We start from the raw sequence: 16157 nt of genomic DNA, 5'->3' as shown, positions 1-16157 counted from the left end.
CTCGTCGTCTGTGCTTCAGTCGGTCCGCTGCCGTCCAGGATCCGGCACCGGCGTCGCCGCCAGCAGCCGCTGGGTGTACGCATGCTGCGGCCGCTCCAGCACCTCGTCGGCGCTGCCGCTTTCGACCACGCGGCCGCCGGTCATCACGAGTACGCGGTCGGCCAGGGCGCGGACCACGCCCAGGTCATGCGTGATGAACAGGTAGGCCAGGCCACGTTCGCGCTGAAGTTCGGCCATCAACCGAAGAATCTGTGCGCGGATCGAGACGTCCAGGGCCGACACCGGCTCGTCCGCCACGATCACGGCCGGCTGCGAGGCCAGCGCCCGGGCGATGCCCACGCGCTGGCGCTGGCCGCCCGACAGCTCGTGCGGCAGCCGGTGGCGGAAGTGCGCGGGCGGCAGGCCGACCTGTTCCAGCAATGCATCGACCTCGCGCGCACTGGCGGCGGCGTCGAGGCCGCGGTTGTGGCGCAGCGGCAGGGCCACGCTCTGGCCGATGGTGTGGCGTGGGTTGAGCGACCCGCCGGTGTCCTGGAAGACCACCTGCACCTCGCGGCGGAATCGCTGCCACGCGGTGCCGCGCAACTGTGCGACATCTTCGCCGCGGAACAGCACCTGACCGCTGCTGGGTGCGGTCAGGCCCAGCAGCAAGCGGCCCAGCGTGGTCTTGCCGCTGCCGCTTTCGCCGACCAGCGCCACCACCTCGCCGGGATGGATCTGCATCGACACGCCATCGACCGCCAGTTGGGTCTGGCGCGCGCGCCACAGGCCGCCGGTGCCGCGCTGGGCAAAGCTGCGGCCGACGCCGCGGGCTTCGAGCAGCGGCAGCGTGCCGCCGGCGGGTTGTCCGCCGGCATGCGGGCGTGCGGTGTCGGCCTCACCTGGCAACTGGGAGGCTGTCATGTGCCAGCCTCCGCGGAGCGCCATGCATTCGCGCTGCCGCGCTCGGCGCTCAGATGGCAGCGGTCCGAGCCTTCACCTAGGCCGCTGCCGAGCAAGGCGGGCGGCTGTGTGTCGCAGAGGCCGGGGCGGGCAATGGGGCAGCGCGGATGGAAGCGGCAGCCGCTCGGCCAGCGTCCGGCGATGGGCACCGCGCCCGGTATGGAGAACAGCGAGTGCGCCCGCGAGCGCGGCGTGAGGATGCTGCCCAGCAGCCCCTGCGTGTAGGGATGGCGCGGTGCCGTGAAGAGCGGGCCGACGGCCTCCTGCTCGACGATCTCGCCGGCGTACATCACGTTGACGCGCTGACAGGTCTCGGCCACCACGCCCAGGTCGTGGGTGATGAGCAGGATGCCCAGGTCCAGCTCGCGTCGCAGCCGCGCCAGCAGCTGCAGGATGCCGGCCTGCACCGTCACGTCGAGCGCGGTGGTGGGCTCGTCGGCGATGAGCAGGGCGGGCCGCATGGCCAGCGCCGCCGCGATCAGGATGCGCTGGCGCTGGCCGCCCGAGAGTTCGTGCGGGTACTTGCGCGCCGTCTGCGCGGGCTGGGGCAGCTCCATCAGTTCGATCAGCTCGCGCACCCGGGCGTCGAGACCGTCGGTGCGGCCATGGGCGCGCAACGGCTCGGCGATCTGGCGACCGACGGGGATCAGCGGGTCGAGGTAGCTGGTCGGGTCCTGGAAGACCATGCCGATGCGCGCACCGCGCACCTGACGCATCGATTGCGCATCGAGCGCGCGCAGTTCATGGCCCTCCAGCCGCACCTGGCCCTCGGCCACGCGGGCCAGCGGCGAGGGGAACAGGTTCATCAGCGCGAAGGCGGTCATCGACTTGCCCGAGCCCGACTCGCCCACGAGGCCCACGGCTTCGCCCCGGCGCACGCTGAAGCTCACGTCGCGCACCACCCGCAGGGCCCGCTCGCCCCGGCCCACATCCACCGACAGGCCGCGGACGTCGAGCAGCGGTGGCCCGGCTTCCGGCGCGTGGGGATCGACGCCGAACGGCGTGGTGGGTTCCAGGCCCGTCATCGGAAGGACTCCCCGCGCGGATTGAGCGCATCGTTCAGGGCGTCGCCCATCAGGTTGAAGCCCAGCACGGTGAGCGCGATGGCCAGGCCGGGAAACACCGACATCCACCAGGCATCGCGCAGGTACTGCTGTGCCTCGTTGAGCATGGTGCCCCATGACACCTGGTTCGGATCGCCCAGGCCGAAGAAGCTCAGGCTGGCCTCGATCAGGATGGCCATGGCGATGTCCAGCGAGCCGAGCACGATGATCGGCGCCGCCACGTTGGGCAGGATCTGGCGCAGGATGATGCCGCCATGGCCCATGCCCGCCACGCGCGCCGCCTCCACGAACTGCGACTGCCGAAGGCTGGCGACCGAGGCGCGCACCACGCGGGCCAGCTGCGGCCACGACAGCGCCGCGATCACCAGCACCATCTTGAAGACGCTGGTGCCGTAGAGCGCAATGACGATCAGCGCCACCACGAAGCGCGGCAGCGTCTGGAAGAACTCGGCCGTGCGCATCAGCACCGCGTCGAGCAGGCCGCCGAAGTACCCGGCCAGCGCACCCACGATGACGCCGACGGCGACCGCCAGCAGCGCACTGGCGACGCCGACGATCAGCGAGATGCGCGAGCCGTGCACCACGCGTGCCCAGACGTCGCGGCCCAGGTCGTCGGTGCCCAGCCAGTGCCCGGCAGAGAAGGGTCGAAGCAGCGCATCGCCGCCGCCCGAAAGCGGATCGACCCGGCCGACCCAGGGCGCCAGCAGCGCCGCAGCCAGCAGCAGCACGAGCCAGGCCAGGGCGAGCCGGCTGCCCGGCCGGCGCAGCAGGCGTCGCCAGAAGCCCGCGCGCTGGAAGGCCGTGCCCACCGCGGGCTCGGTGGCCAGCGGCAAGGAAGAAGAAGAGGGGGAGGTCATCGTCGTTGAGCGCAAGAGCCGTGCGTCATGCGCGCTCCAGACGGGGATCGAGCAGCCGATGCAGGATGTCCGTCAACAGGTTAGCCAGCACCACCGTCACCGACACCATCAGCAGGATGGCCAGCATCACCGGATAGTCCCGCTTGGCGATGGATTCATAGAGCAGCCGGCCGATGCCCGGCCAGGCGAAGACGGCCTCGATCAGCGCCGAGCCGGCCAGCACGAAGCCCAGGTTGTAGCCAATCACGGTGAGCACCGGCGCCGCCGCGTTGCGCAGCGCATGGCCGAGCACCACCTGCAACTCGGCACTGCCCCGTGCCCGGGCGGCGAGGATGTAGTCCGCATTCATCACCTCCAGCATCGAAGCGCGGGTGATGCGGGTGATGAGCGTGAGGTAGCGCATCGACAGCGCCAGCGCCGGCAGCAGCAGGTAGCGCAGGTGCTGCACGAAGCCTTCCCAGCCCGGCGCCACGCCGCGCACCGGGTTGTAGCCCTGCGAGGGCAGCCAGCCCAGGCCGATGGCGAAGGCCAGGATCAGCAACTGGCCCAGCCAGAAGTCCGGCACCGCGTAACCCGCGGACGATGCGGCCTGGATCACCGAGTCGGCCGGCCCGCCGCGGGCGCGGGCGGCCAGCACGCCGAAGGCGACGCCCAGCACGCTGGCCAGACCCAGCGCCGTGAGCGTGAGCTCCAGCGTGGCGCCCAGGCGCTCCAGGATCAGGCTGGCCACCGGCTGCTGGTTGGCGAAGGAATAGCCGAAGTCGCCTTGCAGCACCTTGCCCAGGTAGTGCAGCAACTGCATCCACACCGGCTGGTCCAGGCCGTAGTCGCGGCGCATCTGCGCCAGGTATTCGGGCGGTGCCGGAAAGTCGCCCACCAGCAGCGTGATCGGGTCGCCCGGCGTGAAGGCGATGAGCAGGAAGTTGAGCACCACCACCGCCAGCAGCAGCGGAAGCGCCTGCAGCAGGCGTCGGAGGATGAAGCGGCCCATCGGACTGGCGCTGCGCTCAGTCCGCGCGCCGCACGCCGGCCCACTGGTCGCGGGCGTCGAGGGCCGGGAACACGCCGCTGAGCTTCTTCGAGGCGGTGTCCACCGTCTCTTCGTCGAACAGCACCAGCGATGGCAGGTCCTCGTTCAGGATGACCTGCAGCGCCTTGTAGTCGCGCGCGCGCTGGGCGCGGTCCACTGAGGTGGCGGCCTCGGCCAGCAGCGCATCGACCTTCGCGTTGGAATAGCCGCTGGCGTTGGTGTTGGGCGCCGTGCCCGCGTAGGTGTTGTACAGCCGCGTGTAGCCGATGGCCGGATCGCCCGCCGAGAAGTACGAGGCCAGCGTCATGTCGAAGTCGCGCTTGGCGAACACGCGGTCGTAGTACACCGAGCGCTCCAGCGGCTCCAGCTTCACCTCCAGGCCGATCTGGCGCAGGTTGTCCTGAATGATCTGGGCCTGCGCCCGCATCTGCGCGCGGCCGGCGTCGAAGGGCATGCGCAGCGTGGTCGTGCCGGGCTTGACGCCCAGCTTGTCCAGCAGGGCACGGGCCTTGGCGGGATTGAGCGGGTACTTGCGCTCGTAGCCCACCTCGTCGTTCATCAGCCATTTGAAGCCGTCGCCGAAGGCGCCCGCGCCGGGCCGCGCGATGCCGTTCATCACCTGCTTGACCAGCCGCGGCCGGTCGATGGCGAAGGCCAGCGCATGCCGTGCCTCCACCTTCGACAGCAGCGGCGACTGGGTGTTGAACATCAGGAAGTAGATGGCCGGGATGTTGACGCCCCGGCGCGTGGCCAGGCCCTTGTCGGCCAGGATGCGGGGTACCTCGGGCTTTGGGGTGTAGAAGTCCAGCAGCTCGTCGATCTCGCCCGTCTGCAGCGCGGGCACGCGGTTGGCCGCCTGGGGGATGACCTGGAAGATCAGGCTCTGCAGGTAGGGCTTGCCGGCGTCCCAGTACTGGTCGTTGCGCACCAGCGTGAGGGTCGAGCCGCGCTTCCATTCGCTGAACTTGAAGGGGCCCGTACCCACCGGCTTCTGGTTGGCGGGGTTGGTGCCCACGTTGCCGTTCTCGTAGAGGTGCCTGGGCAGGATGGGTGCGTCGAACACCGTCATCTGCGACAGGAAGGGCGCATAGGGCTTCTGCAGCTTGATGACGACGGTGGAGGCATCGGGCGCCTCCACCTCCACGCCCAGGTTCTTGAACACCGGCGCGGCGCGCGGATGCAGCTTGCCCACGATCTCGGTCAGTGAGAAGCGCACGTCGGCGCTGCTGAAGTCGCGGCCGTCATGCCACTTGACGCCCTTGCGGAGCGTGAAGCGGTAGGTCTTGCCATCGGGCGACACGGTCCACGCTGTGGCGAGCGAGGGCTGCGGGTTGTACTGCTGGTCCAGCCAGACCAGGCCCTCGAGGATCTTGGCCGACACGTCGCCGGCCGCGAAGTCGGTGGTGGTGCCCAGGTTGAGGGTGGGCGGGTCGGCATCGATGCCCAGCACGGCCGTGCCCTTGCCGGTGGCGGCCCAGGCACGCGGGCCCGCGGCCAGTCCGCCGGCCAGGGCGATGGCGCCGAGGCCGAGCTGGCGGCGGGTGAGGGAAGAAGGGAGGTCGGAGGGAGCCATGGTGTTGTGGGTTCTGGGCAGGCCGGGAGGGCACTGTTTATAGCAAGTTCAGGGCCATTTGCCGGGGGCTGGCGCAGCGGCGCAGAATGCGCGCCTTCGGCTGACCGGCGCCTGCCCGTCGCCGTGTGGCATGGCAACTGCAAGACCCTTCGCATGATCGACGTCCCTATCCATCCCGGCATCGCCGCCCACCTCGACGACATGGTCGGCCTGCGCCGGCAGATCCATGCCAACCCCGAGCTGGGCTACGAGGAAGAGCAGACCAGCGCACTGGTGGCCGAGCGTCTGGCCCGATGGGGCTACACGGTGCACCGCGGCCTGGGCGGCACCGGCGTGGTGGGCACACTGACAGTGGGCTCGGGCGGCAGGCGCCTGGGCCTGCGCGCCGACATGGACGCGCTGCCGATGACCGAGACCACCGGCCTGCCCTGGGCCAGCCGCCAGCCCGGCCGCATGCATGCCTGCGGTCACGACGGCCATACCGCCACGCTGCTGGCGGCGGCGCAGGTGCTGGCCGCGAGCCGCGCCTTCAACGGCACGCTCAACCTCATCTTCCAGCCGGCCGAGGAAGGCCTGATGGGCGCCAAGCGCATGGTCGAAGAAGGCCTGTTTGAGCGCTTTCCCTGCGATGCCGTCTACGCGTACCACAACGAGCCAGGCTTTCCGGCCGGGCGCTTCGGCTTCCTGGCGGGGCCGATCTACAGCTCCTCCGATACGGCGGTGATCACCATCGAAGGCAAGGGCGGCCATGGCGCCATGCCGCACACCACGGTGGACCCGGTGGTGGTGGCGGCGCACCTGATCCTGGCGCTGCAGACGCTGGTGTCGCGCGAGGTGGACCCGAACGACATGGCGGTGGTCACCGTGGGCTCGATGCATGCGGGGCAGGCGCCCAACGTGATTCCCAACACGGCCGAGCTCAAGCTCACCATCCGCGCGCGGCGGCCCGAGGTGCGGGCGCTGCTGCGTGATCGCATCACGGCCATGGCGCCCGCACAGGCGGCGGTGCACGGCGCCACCGCCAAGGTCGACTACCAGTGGAAGATGCCGCCCTGCGTCAACGATGCCGACGCGGCGGCGTTCGCCCGCGAGGTGGCGCTGCAGACGATGGGCGAGCGCGCGCTGATCGAGAACATGGCGCCGCTGCAGGCCAGCGACGACTTCGCCTTCATGCTGAATGCGGTGCCGGGCTGCTACTTCATCGTGGGCAACGGCGACGGCACGCCGGGCAACGGGCCGGGCTGCATGGTGCACAACACCGGCTACGACTTCAACGACGAGATCCTGCCCAGCACGGCGAGCTACTGGGTGTCGCTGGTTCAGGCTTACCTGCGCTGACTGTCGGCTGCAGCCTTGGCCGCGGCGAGGGCGTCCTGCGCGTCCTCCATCCACCAGTCGGCGGCGGCATAGAAGCCCTCCCACACGCAGCCGTTGCAGCCCCGCCCGCAGCAGGTGGTGGGCTCGGGCGGCGGCGGGCGCAACGCCACGCCGGCGGTTCGGGCGCGGGCCTGCATGCGTGCGAAGAGGTCGCGCACATGGGGCAGGTAGGCAGGTGTGGAAGAGGTCACGGGCGCCGCCGAGTTTAGGCGGCGCGCCGCGCTCAGCCGGCTTCGGCATGGTGGCGCAGGTACAGGGCCAGCACGATGTCGCGCACGCTCTGCACATGGACCCCGACGGCCCGCGCCGCCGCCAGTGCATCCCCTGTGCGGCAGGCGGCCACGATCGTTCGATGGTCTTCGTTGGAGCTGCGGTTGAAGCCCGCCAGCGACAGCTGCATGAAGGACATGCGCTGGATGTGCCCCTGCAGCATGGCGAGGATGGAGCGCGACAGCGGCAGGTCGGCGGGCGCATAGAGCAGGTCGTGGAAGCGGGTGTTGCACTCGCTGAAGCGCCACGCGTCGGCCGCGTCGTCCATGTCCTGGATCAGTGCCTCGGCCTGGTCCAGCATGGCCGGCGTGAGTCGCGGCGCGGCGGTGCGCATGAGGTGCGGCTCGATCATGAGCCGCAGGTCGAAGGCGTCGCGCAGCTGTGCCAGCGTCAGCGGCTTGACGATGGCGCCGCGATTGAGCTGGAGTTCGACGAAGCCCTGCGCCTGCAGCGTCCGCAGTGCCTCCCGCACCGGGATCTTGCTCACCTGGAAGAGCCCCGCGAGCTCGTCCTGGCGCAGCGCGAGGCCGGGCGCCAGCAGGCCGCGCACGATGGCCTGGTGCAGCACATGGACGATGTCGTCGGTGGATGGACGCACGCCCATTGCACCCAGGCGCTCGCGCACCAGGCGCGAGAGCGGCGAATCAGAGGTCCTGTCCGCCATGGCCTTCATGGATCTTCTCGCGCACGAAGGCGCAGATCTGGTTGAACACCGGGTCCTCCTGGAGCCCCGCATGACGCGGCCGTGCCAGCGGCACGCGGATGTCGGCCACGATGCGCGAGGGCCGCGCATTCATCACCAGCACGCGGTCGGACAGCAGCACCGCCTCGCGGATGCTGTGCGTGATGAACACGGCGGTGCGGCGCTGCTGCTGGTCCCACAGCCGGGCCAGCGCGAGGTTCATGTCGTCCCGGGTGATGGCATCCAGCGCCGAGAAGGGCTCGTCCATCAACAGCAGCCGCGGGTCGTGGATGAGCCCGCGGCAGATGGCCACGCGCTGGCGCATGCCACCGGAGAGTTCTGCCGGGCGCTTGTCGCGGAAGTCCCACAGGCCGGTCAGGCGCAGCAGCCGTTCCGCTTCGGGCCGGAACTCGGCCACCGGACGCCGGTGCGCGCGGATGGGAAACAGCACGTTGTCCAGCACGCTCTTCCAGGGCAGCAGCGTCGCGTCCTGGAACACGTAGCCGAAGTCGCGCCGCGGACCGTCCACGGGCGTGCCGCCCACGCGGATGCGGCCGGTGCTGGGCGACTCCAGCCCGCCGATCATGGACATCAGCGTGCTCTTGCCGCAGCCGCTCGGGCCGACCAGGCTCACGAAGTCGCCCTCGTCGATGTCGAAGTCGACATGCGCGACGGCCTGCACGGCGCCGCTGCGGCCGGCATAGGTCTTGCCGGCGTCCTGCACGCTCAGGTAGCTGGCGGCGCGGTCGGGGGCGGTGCTGTCGGGCAGCAGCCAGGAAGGTGGGTTCGTCATGGGCAGCGCGGCATCAGCCACCGAAGCGGCCCTGGGTCCAGCGCTCCAGCAGCGCCACCAGGCCATAGAAGGCCAGTCCGAAGAAGCACAGCACCAGGATGGCTGCGAGGATGAGTGCGGTGTCGGCCTGGGCCGAGGCGAACAGCACCAGGTACCCCAGCCCCGCCTGCGAGGTGATGAACTCGCCCACCACCACGCCGATGATGGCGAAGGTGGTCGCGATCTTCATGCCGCTGAACACGTAGGGCAGTGCATGCGGCAACCGCACCCAGGCGAAGACCTGCCAGCTCGACGCGGTGAGCGCCCGGCACAGCCGCAGCAGCGACCGGTCCACATGGTCCAAGCCTGCGAGCGTGGCGATCACCACCGGGAAGAAGCTGATGAACACCGAGAAGGTGAGCCGCGACTGGAAGCCGATGCCCAGCCAGACGATGAACAGCGGTGCCAGCGCGATCTTGGGAATGAGCTGGAACAGCACCACGTTGGGATAGAGCATGTCGCGCATCAGTGCCGAGGCGCTGAGCAGTGCGGCGAGCGCCACGCCCAGCACCGATGCGATGGCGAAGCCGGCCACGCTTTCCCATACCGTGGGCCAGGCATGCTGCATGAGCAGCGGAAAGGTGTCGACCAGCCGCGCTGCAACGGCGCTGGGCGCCGGCAGCAGCACCTCGCGGATGGCGAAGACGCGCACCGCGGCCTCCCAGGCCAGCAGGGTGATCAGGGCAAAGGCCAGCGGCAGGACGATGCGGCGCAACGGTGCTGTCATGGGGCGATGGCCTCGGCGCCCGGCGCCGCCAGGCCCTCCAGGAAAGCCACCATGTCGGCGGTCGTGGCGGTCCAGCCGAAGAACTTCTGGATGTTGAACACGCTGGATTCGTAGACGGACGGCGGGCCGGCCTGCAGCGTGGCGTCGGCGACCATCACGGCGAAGAACTCCCGGTGGAAGGCATCGCGCACGGCCGTCTCGACGCACACGTTGGTGTTGACGCCGACGAAGACCAGGGTGGTGACGCCGTGGGCCCGCAGCATCATCTCCAGGTGGGTGCCGGCGAAGGCGCTGTAGCGGGGCTTGTGCACCACGGGTTCGTGCGGCAGCGGCTGCAGCGCTTCGACGATCGCATGGTCCCAGGTGCCGCGGATCAGCAACTGGCTGCCGGGATGGGCGCGCATGTACTTGAGCGGGTTGGACTTGTGCCACATCGGCGAGCGGCGTGGCCCTGCTTCGGCCAGCGAGGGGCTCCAGCCGTTCTGCGCATGGACCACCATGAGCCCCGCGCGGCGTGCCGCCTGCAGCACCTGTGTCGCACGCTCGATCACCGGTGGCGTGCCGCTGACATCGAAGCCGGCCAGGTCCAGGTAGCCGCCGGGCGACAGATAGCCGTTCTGCATGTCGATCACCACCAGCGCCGTCTGCGAGGCGCAGGCCTCCAGCGGCTCCGGCAGTGTCGGCAGCGTGATCGCTCTGGCCTGCGCGGCCATCAGGCCATGCCCACCAGCTTGGCGTAGGGTGCCACGTTGCGCCGCACCGCGTCCCATTCGGCGGCGCTCAGCTTGATGCGGCCGGCGAAGCGGTTGGTGGCCAGGTCCTCGGGCACCAGCGGCTTGGCATCGGCCTTGAGCGCGCCGGCGCGGGCGGCCAGCGAGATCATGCCGGCCAGCTTGGGAATGCTGCTGTAGCCCATGCCGTGCTCGATGGCCTCGGGCGCCACCATGGTGGCCTGGGCCAGGCCCTGCGACAGGCGGGCGTTCTCCTTGCCGCCCTTGGTCAAGGCGATCTCGGGCTGGGCCTTGAACAGGATCTCCAGCGATTCCTCGGGCTTCTTGAGCGTGTAGACCACCGATTCGAGGATGCCGTCGACCATCGCCTGGCACAGCCCCGGGTCGGCCTGGATGGTCTCGGTGCGGGCGATGACCTGGGCCGCATACAGCTCGATGCCGGCGGCGGACCAGGGGATGAAGCGGGTCTTGACGCCCAGGGAGTCGAGCACGGGAATGCTGGACGAGCCGATGGCCGTGATGGCGTCGACCTGCTTGTCCATGAGCGCGCGTTCGATCAGCCGCGCATCGAGCTGTTGCCGCGTGACCTTCGTGAGGTCGATGCCGGTCCTGGCGGCGTAGGCGGCCCAGTAGGGCGACTCGGCCGACGTGGCGACGGTGCCGACGCGCTTGCCTTCAAAATCCTTGGGGCCGCGGATCGGCGAGTCGGCCAGCACCAGGTTGCCCATCAGCGAGTCGTAACCCACGGTGGCCAGCGCCTGCAGCGGCAGGCCGCGCGCCATGTTGACCAGGGTGCCGCCAAAGAACACGACGCCCATGTCGAACTGCTTGTTGGCCACGGCCTGGGCCGCGGCCACCGAGCCATTGCCACGCGAGACGGTGAGGTCGATGCCGCGCTTCTTGAAGAAGCCCAGTTCCTTGCCGACCATCGGCCAGTAGTTGGAGCCGTTGACCACCCACGGCAGGGTGATGCTGATGGCGCGGGTCTGCGCCAGGACCGGGGCGGCGATGGTGGCGCCGGCCGCTGCGGCGGCCTGCAGCCAGCTGCGGCGGGTGAGGGTCCCTGCGGGCAGGGGAGGACGGGCGGTCAGGGTGGATCGGGACATGCGGGGCTCCATCGCACACCCTGGCGCGGCAGCAGCGCGGCCGAGGCGCGAGCCGCTGCATGCACCAGAACGTATACGAAAAGGGATACGGAAGGGCGATGCGGCTGCTTCAAGCAGTTTGCGTACCACCTTGGCACCAGAGCGACGACCGCGACGCCCAGGCGGGCTCCGCCGGCGCTTAGTCCCGCGGCACCCAGCCCTCGTCGGTGGCGCGCAGCAGCGGGCTTTCGAAGATGCCGACCACGCGCGCGGCGCGCTCCGGCCCCAGCGTGTCGCGCCACCGGTTGCCCTGGCGCATCGCCACGCCCACGGCCGCCACCTGCACGCCGATGGACTCCAGCATGGTCCAGGGCGCCAGCAGGGTGCGGCCGCTGCTCACGGCATCGTCCACCACCACGGCGCGCTTGCCCTGCACCAGCGGCAGCAGGTGCGGGTCGAGATAGACGCGCTTGCCGCCTGTCGGCGTGGTGATCGACTGCACCGCCCCCGACAGCGCCTCGTCGTACCAGAACTTGCGCGAGTAGCCCAGCGGCACGTACCGCGCGTGGCCCAGGTGGCGGGCCACCAGCGGCGCGAAGGTCAGGCCCAGCGTGGGCAGGCCGATGACGACCTCGGGCGCCAGCGGCGCCAGGCGCTCGGCCAGCAGGCGGCCGAGTTCATCCACCACGTCGAGCGAGGCCTGGTTGCACAGGAAGGAGGCGACCGCCAGGCCCGGGTCGTCGGCCATCTGGCGGATGGGCAGCACCAGCACCCGGCCGTCCGGCAGCGTGGCGGGCACGCCGTGGCGCCAGGGCGGCATGGGCGCCGGCGCGGCGTCGGCCGGCAGCAGTTGCTGCCAGTAGTGGGTCGTCGGCTCGGTGAAATGCGGGACGGGCGTGGTCATGGAAGGGCGGAGGCCGAAGACGATAGAGGGATGCGGCGGGTCAGGAACCGAGGCAGGCACGGCGCCAGCGGTGCATGCAGGCGGCATGTCGCAGACACCGCCGCAGCGGCCGCGTGCTCAGTGCGCCACCGGCGGCAGCCCCAGGCCGGCGTGGATCGTATCGGCCAGCCGCGCCAGCCGCAGCGATTCCGGTTGGCCGTTGCGCTGCGGCTGCACCACATCCAGCGCCTGCGCCAGGTGGCGGGCCTCGCCGCTGCGCACCAGCGCGTCGACATGGATCTGGCCGAAGAGGTCGCGCTGCGCATGGCTGCCGCCGATCTCGATCATGCGGGGCAGCGCGGTGCCCAGTGCCTCGGCCGCCTCCTTGAAGTCGCCGCGTGCATGGGCCACGAGGCCATGGGCTGCGGGCACGCAGACCTTCTGCCAGGCATGGCGGCTGGCTTCCGGCGCCCGGGGCGCGAAGGCCTCGAGGCGTGCCAGCAGTCCGTTGGCCTCGGGCCGGCCGGCGCGGGCCAGGCCGTAGAGGTACTGCAGATCCAGGAAGGGCAGCACCTGATCCTGCGTGTGCTCGGCGAGGTAGGTGCCCAGTTCGGTCCAGCGCTCGCCCACGTCCTGGCCGGCCAGTTCCAGCCGGGCGAGCAGAGAGACGGCGCCGATCTGGTCCTGCGAATAGGCCTTGGCCACGCCCCAGCAGTGCCGGTCATGCACCGCCAGCGCCTCGTCGGCGCGGCCCAGGTCGATGAGGAACAGCGCCAGGTGCCACCAGTTGTGCGTGACCATGAAGGAGTTCAGGCCCGTCCAGGTCTCGCTCACGTCCTCCATGAAGGCCAGGCCTTCGCGCAGCCGGCCTTCGGTGAGCATGACGTGCGCCAGCGCATGGTGGGCCCAGGGTTCCTTGCGCTGCAGGGCGATGGCGCGGCGGGCGCTGGCCTCGGCTTCGCGCAGTCGATGGCATTGCTCAAAGCCGAAGGCCACCATGCCATGCACTTGCGGTACGTCGGCCGCATGGGGCAGGGCAGCCAGGCCCAGGCGCAGCATCCCGGCGCAGTCGCCCAGGTTGAAGCAGTGGTACTGGCCCAGCTTGACCGAGACCAGGTCGCGCGGAAACTCGCGGGCCTGTTCCTCATGCAGTTGCACCGCGCGGCACATGTCGCCGTCGACCCAGGCAGCGACGGCCTCGATGAAGCGCCGTTCGCGTTCCGTGACGCCGGCAGCGCCCGCCCGTGCGCGTTCGATGTGGGGCCGGGCGGCTGCGGGCGCATCGCCCGTCTCCGCGAACATCTGGAGCGCCGCGGCATAGGCCTGGAAGAGCGGGGCGTCGTCGTCGTGGCCGTCGGTGACGAGGTTGGCCGCCCTGGATTCGCAGGCCAGGAAGCCCGAGGCGAAGTCGTCGATCAGCCGGCGGCTGGTGGTGTCGCTGACGCTGATCGGGTTGCCGAACGGGTCGGCGGGCAAGTTGGAGGCGGCGGGCATGCATCCATTCTGCCGCCGCCTCATCGAGCGGGCATCAGCCCCAGTGCAGCGCCGCCAGGTCGTTGCAGAAGATGGGCATCTGCGTCCAAAGGCCCTTCACGCTCTTCTTGGCGATCACCGGGAACTGCGGCTGGTACATGAAGCCGTTGGCCGCGTCCTGGGCCAGCATCTTCTGCGCGTCGCCCAGCAGCTTGTTGCGCTCCTTGGCGTCGCCCGTGGTCTTGATCTTGTCGTAGAGCTGGGTGAAGGCCTTGCTGTCGTAGCCCCAGTAGTAGTCGGGCTTGGAATAGTTGCCCAGGTCGAAGGGCTCGACATGCGAAATGATCGACAGGTCGTAGTTGTGGCCGCCGCCATAGGTCTGGCTGAGCCACTGGGCCCATTCCACGTTCTGCGTCTTCACGGTGATGCCGACCTTGGCCAGTTGCGCCACGATCACCTCGCCGCCCTGGCGGGCATAGGGCGGGGGCGGGAGCGTCATGGTGAGTTCCAGCGGCAGCTTGACGCCGGCTTCGGCCAGCAGCTTCTTGGCCTTCTCGGGGTCGTAGGGGTTGATGCCGGTGGTGTCCACGTAGCCGGGCGCGCCGGGCACGTAGTGGCTGCCGATGGGCGTGCCGAAGCCGTCGGCCGCGCCATCGATGAAGGCCTTGCGGTCGATGGCGGCCAGGATGGCACGGCGCACGCGCACATCGTCCAGCGGCTTCTTCTTGCTGTTGATGGCCACGATGGTCTTGGCGCGCGAGCCGCCCAGGATCACCTGGAACTGCGGATTGGCCTTGAACTGCGGTACCACACGCGTGGCGATGCGCGGGAAAGCGTCCACGTCGCCGGCCATCAGCGAGGCGGCCTGCGCCGCCGGGTCGGAGATGAAGCGGAAGACGATCTTGTTGAGCTTGGCCAGCTTGGGATCGCGGAAGCCCTCCCACTTGCTCAGCGTCAGCGTGGAGCCCTTGGCCCAGGCGTCCAGCTTGTAGGGGCCGGTGCCCACGGGCTTGGCGGCGTTGCCGTCGGCGCTCTTGGGCTCGACGATCACGGCCGTGGCCTGGCCCAGCACGAAGGGCAGGTCGGGGTCGATCTCTTTGTTGATCAGCACCACGGTGTACTCGTCCACCGCCTGCGTGCTGATGGCGGCGAAGGTGCGCTTGTCCTTGTTGGTGCTCTTCTCGCCGCCGGCACGGTCGAAGGCGAACTTGACGGTCTGCGCATTGAAGGGCTCGCCGTTGCTGAACTTGACGCCGCGGCGCAGCTTGAAGGTGTAGGTCTTGAGGTCGGGCGAGACCTCCCAGCTCTCTGCCAGCAGCGGCGACACGCTGCCGTCGGCATTGATCTTGGTGAGCGTCTCGAGGATGTTGTAGAGCACGACCTCGCCGATGGCCGAGGCGGCGCCGGCGGTCGGGTCCAGGCCCGGCGGCTCCAGCGTCATGCCCAGCACCATGGTGTCCTTGCGGCTCTGGGCCAGCGAGGCGAGGGGGCTGGCCAGCGCGACCGAGGCGCTGCCGGTGACCAGGAGGGTGCGACGATTCAACATGAGGTGAGATCTCCGAAAAGGCTGACGGAAACGGTTCACGAGCGGCCGGCGGCCCCTCGGCGCGGGCCATTGTGGCCCAACTCTGGAGCGGCTTTCAGGCCGCGTGCAGCACGTCGCCGGAGGGCGCGTGCTGAACGGCTTCGAGCAGGCTGCGGGTGTAGGGATGCTCCGCCTCGCGGAACAGCCGCTCGGGCGGCCCCTGCTCGACGATGCGGCCCTTGAGCACCACGCAGACGTCGTCGCACAGGTGGTTGACGACGGCCAGGTCGTGGCTGATGAGCAGGTAGCTCACGCCGAACTGCTGCTGCAGGTCCTGCATGAGGTTGAGCACCTGGGCCTGCACCGACACGTCCAGCGCGCTCACCGGCTCGTCGGCCACGATGAGCTTGGGCCGGGTGATGAGGGCGCGGGCGATGGCGATGCGCTGGCGCTGGCCGCCCGAGAACTCGTGCGGATATTTGTCGATGTCGGTGCTGCGCAGGCCCACGGCGGCCAGCGATTCGGCGGCGCGTTCGCGCTGCTCGGCGCGCGAGGCGTTGGCCAGCGCGTCCAGCGGCTCGGCCACGATGCGGCCCACGGTCTGGCGTGGGTCGAGCGAGCCGTACGGGTCCTGGAACACCATCTGGAAGTCGCGGCGCGCGGTGCGCAGCTCGGCAGCCGACAGCCGGTTCAGGTCGCGGCCCAGCAGTTCGATGCGGCCGGACGTGGGCTTGTCCAGGGCCATCACCAGCCGGGCGATGGTGGACTTGCCCGAGCCCGACTCGCCCACGATGCCCAGGCTGCGCCCGGCCTGCACCTCGAAGCTCACGCCGTTGAGGGCCTTGACGGTGGGCGGCGGAGAAAAGAGCTTCTCACGCGGCAGCGCGTAGTGGCGGACCAGGTCGGTGACCTTCAGCAGGGGCGGGGTGCTCATCGGAAAGCCCTGGAGAGGAGAGAAGCGTCACGCAGCGCGCTGGCTGCGTCTTCGCGCATGGTGAGGGCTCGGGCTGCGCTCATAAGGCAACCTCCATCTTGACGCTGCCCCGGACAGGTGCTGAGGTGGCGAACCGACTTCCGTGCCCTCGTGGTGACTGCCCGTGGCGCTG

Annotated in this window: 16 protein-coding genes; 1 reads left to right on the top strand and 15 read right to left on the bottom strand. The window is 69.9% G+C overall.

What is annotated here, in order from left to right:
- Positions 1–15: 15 nt before the first annotated feature.
- Genes ABIC63_RS19800 through ABIC63_RS19780 form a run of 5 tightly spaced genes read right to left on the bottom strand, consistent with a single transcriptional unit; the run spans position 16 to position 5466 of the window.
- The gene (locus ABIC63_RS19800) at positions 16–903 is read right to left on the bottom strand and encodes an ATP-binding cassette domain-containing protein (protein ID WP_354321058.1); all 888 of its coding nucleotides are present in this window, start codon (positions 901–903) and stop codon (positions 16–18) included.
- The gene (locus ABIC63_RS19795) at positions 900–1967 is read right to left on the bottom strand and encodes an ABC transporter ATP-binding protein (protein ID WP_354321057.1); all 1068 of its coding nucleotides are present in this window, start codon (positions 1965–1967) and stop codon (positions 900–902) included. Before ABIC63_RS19795 ends, ABIC63_RS19800 begins: the two co-directional genes overlap by 4 nt.
- Positions 1964–2863 carry an ABC transporter permease gene (locus tag ABIC63_RS19790; protein WP_294377611.1) on the bottom strand — a complete coding sequence of 300 codons (900 nt, stop codon included), beginning with the start codon at positions 2861–2863 and terminating at the stop codon, positions 1964–1966. The genes ABIC63_RS19795 and ABIC63_RS19790 overlap by 4 nt, the downstream gene beginning before the upstream one ends.
- A gap of 25 nt (positions 2864–2888) precedes the next feature.
- On the bottom strand, positions 2889–3854 hold the full coding sequence (locus tag ABIC63_RS19785; RefSeq protein ID WP_354321056.1) for an ABC transporter permease: 966 nt from the start codon (positions 3852–3854) through the stop codon (positions 2889–2891).
- Between the two features lie 16 nt (positions 3855–3870).
- On the bottom strand, positions 3871–5466 hold the full coding sequence (locus ABIC63_RS19780; protein WP_354321055.1) for an ABC transporter substrate-binding protein: 1596 nt from the start codon (positions 5464–5466) through the stop codon (positions 3871–3873).
- Positions 5467–5619: 153 nt separating this feature from the next.
- On the opposite strand from ABIC63_RS19780, the gene ABIC63_RS19775 reads away from it, so the two are divergent.
- Positions 5620–6804 carry a M20 aminoacylase family protein gene (locus tag ABIC63_RS19775; protein ID WP_354321054.1) on the top strand — a complete coding sequence of 395 codons (1185 nt, stop codon included), beginning with the start codon at positions 5620–5622 and terminating at the stop codon, positions 6802–6804.
- Here ABIC63_RS19775 and ABIC63_RS19770 read toward each other — a convergent pair.
- The 10 genes from ABIC63_RS19770 to ABIC63_RS19725 all read right to left on the bottom strand — a co-directional run bounded on the left by ABIC63_RS19770 (position 6792) and on the right by ABIC63_RS19725 (position 15985).
- On the bottom strand, positions 6792–6980 hold the full coding sequence (locus ABIC63_RS19770) for an oxidoreductase-like domain-containing protein (RefSeq protein ID WP_354321145.1): 189 nt from the start codon (positions 6978–6980) through the stop codon (positions 6792–6794). The genes ABIC63_RS19775 and ABIC63_RS19770 overlap by 13 nt on opposite strands.
- A gap of 86 nt (positions 6981–7066) precedes the next feature.
- The gene (locus tag ABIC63_RS19765; protein ID WP_354321053.1) at positions 7067–7786 is read right to left on the bottom strand and encodes a GntR family transcriptional regulator; all 720 of its coding nucleotides are present in this window, start codon (positions 7784–7786) and stop codon (positions 7067–7069) included.
- Complete coding sequence (locus ABIC63_RS19760) at positions 7758–8588, bottom strand: ABC transporter ATP-binding protein (protein ID WP_354321052.1); 831 nt, start codon at positions 8586–8588, stop codon at positions 7758–7760. The genes ABIC63_RS19765 and ABIC63_RS19760 overlap by 29 nt, the downstream gene beginning before the upstream one ends.
- Positions 8589–8601: 13 nt before the next feature.
- Positions 8602–9354 (bottom strand): ABC transporter permease, encoded by a 753-nt coding sequence (locus ABIC63_RS19755; RefSeq protein ID WP_354321051.1) that lies wholly within the window; start codon positions 9352–9354, stop codon positions 8602–8604.
- A complete protein-coding gene (locus ABIC63_RS19750) occupies positions 9351–10067 on the bottom strand; it encodes an isochorismatase family protein (RefSeq protein WP_354321050.1) in 717 nt (238 codons plus the stop codon). The genes ABIC63_RS19755 and ABIC63_RS19750 overlap by 4 nt, the downstream gene beginning before the upstream one ends.
- Entirely contained in the window at positions 10067–11191 is a 1125-nt protein-coding gene (locus tag ABIC63_RS19745) for an ABC transporter substrate-binding protein (RefSeq protein ID WP_354321049.1), read from the bottom strand. Before ABIC63_RS19745 ends, ABIC63_RS19750 begins: the two co-directional genes overlap by 1 nt.
- A 178-nt stretch (positions 11192–11369) precedes the next feature.
- Positions 11370–12074, bottom strand: coding sequence for a phosphoribosyltransferase (locus ABIC63_RS19740; RefSeq protein WP_294377580.1), 705 nt, complete (start codon positions 12072–12074; stop codon positions 11370–11372).
- Between the two features lie 117 nt (positions 12075–12191).
- Positions 12192–13547, bottom strand: a complete 1356-nt coding sequence (locus ABIC63_RS19735) for a tetratricopeptide repeat protein (RefSeq protein WP_294377577.1) — start codon at positions 13545–13547, stop codon at positions 12192–12194.
- Between the two features lie 34 nt (positions 13548–13581).
- On the bottom strand, positions 13582–15072 hold the full coding sequence (locus ABIC63_RS19730) for an ABC transporter substrate-binding protein (RefSeq protein ID WP_294377575.1): 1491 nt from the start codon (positions 15070–15072) through the stop codon (positions 13582–13584).
- 94 nt (positions 15073–15166) lie between these two features.
- Positions 15167–15985: an ATP-binding cassette domain-containing protein gene (locus tag ABIC63_RS19725; protein ID WP_294377574.1), complete on the bottom strand. Its 819-nt coding sequence runs from the start codon at positions 15983–15985 to the stop codon at positions 15167–15169.
- Positions 15986–16157: the final 172 nt, after the last annotated feature.

The sequence above is a fragment of the Pseudacidovorax sp. 1753 genome (assembly GCF_040544975.1).
Taxonomy (GTDB): domain Bacteria; phylum Pseudomonadota; class Gammaproteobacteria; order Burkholderiales; family Burkholderiaceae_C; genus Xenophilus.
This window is presented reverse-complemented; position numbering and strand designations above follow the sequence as displayed.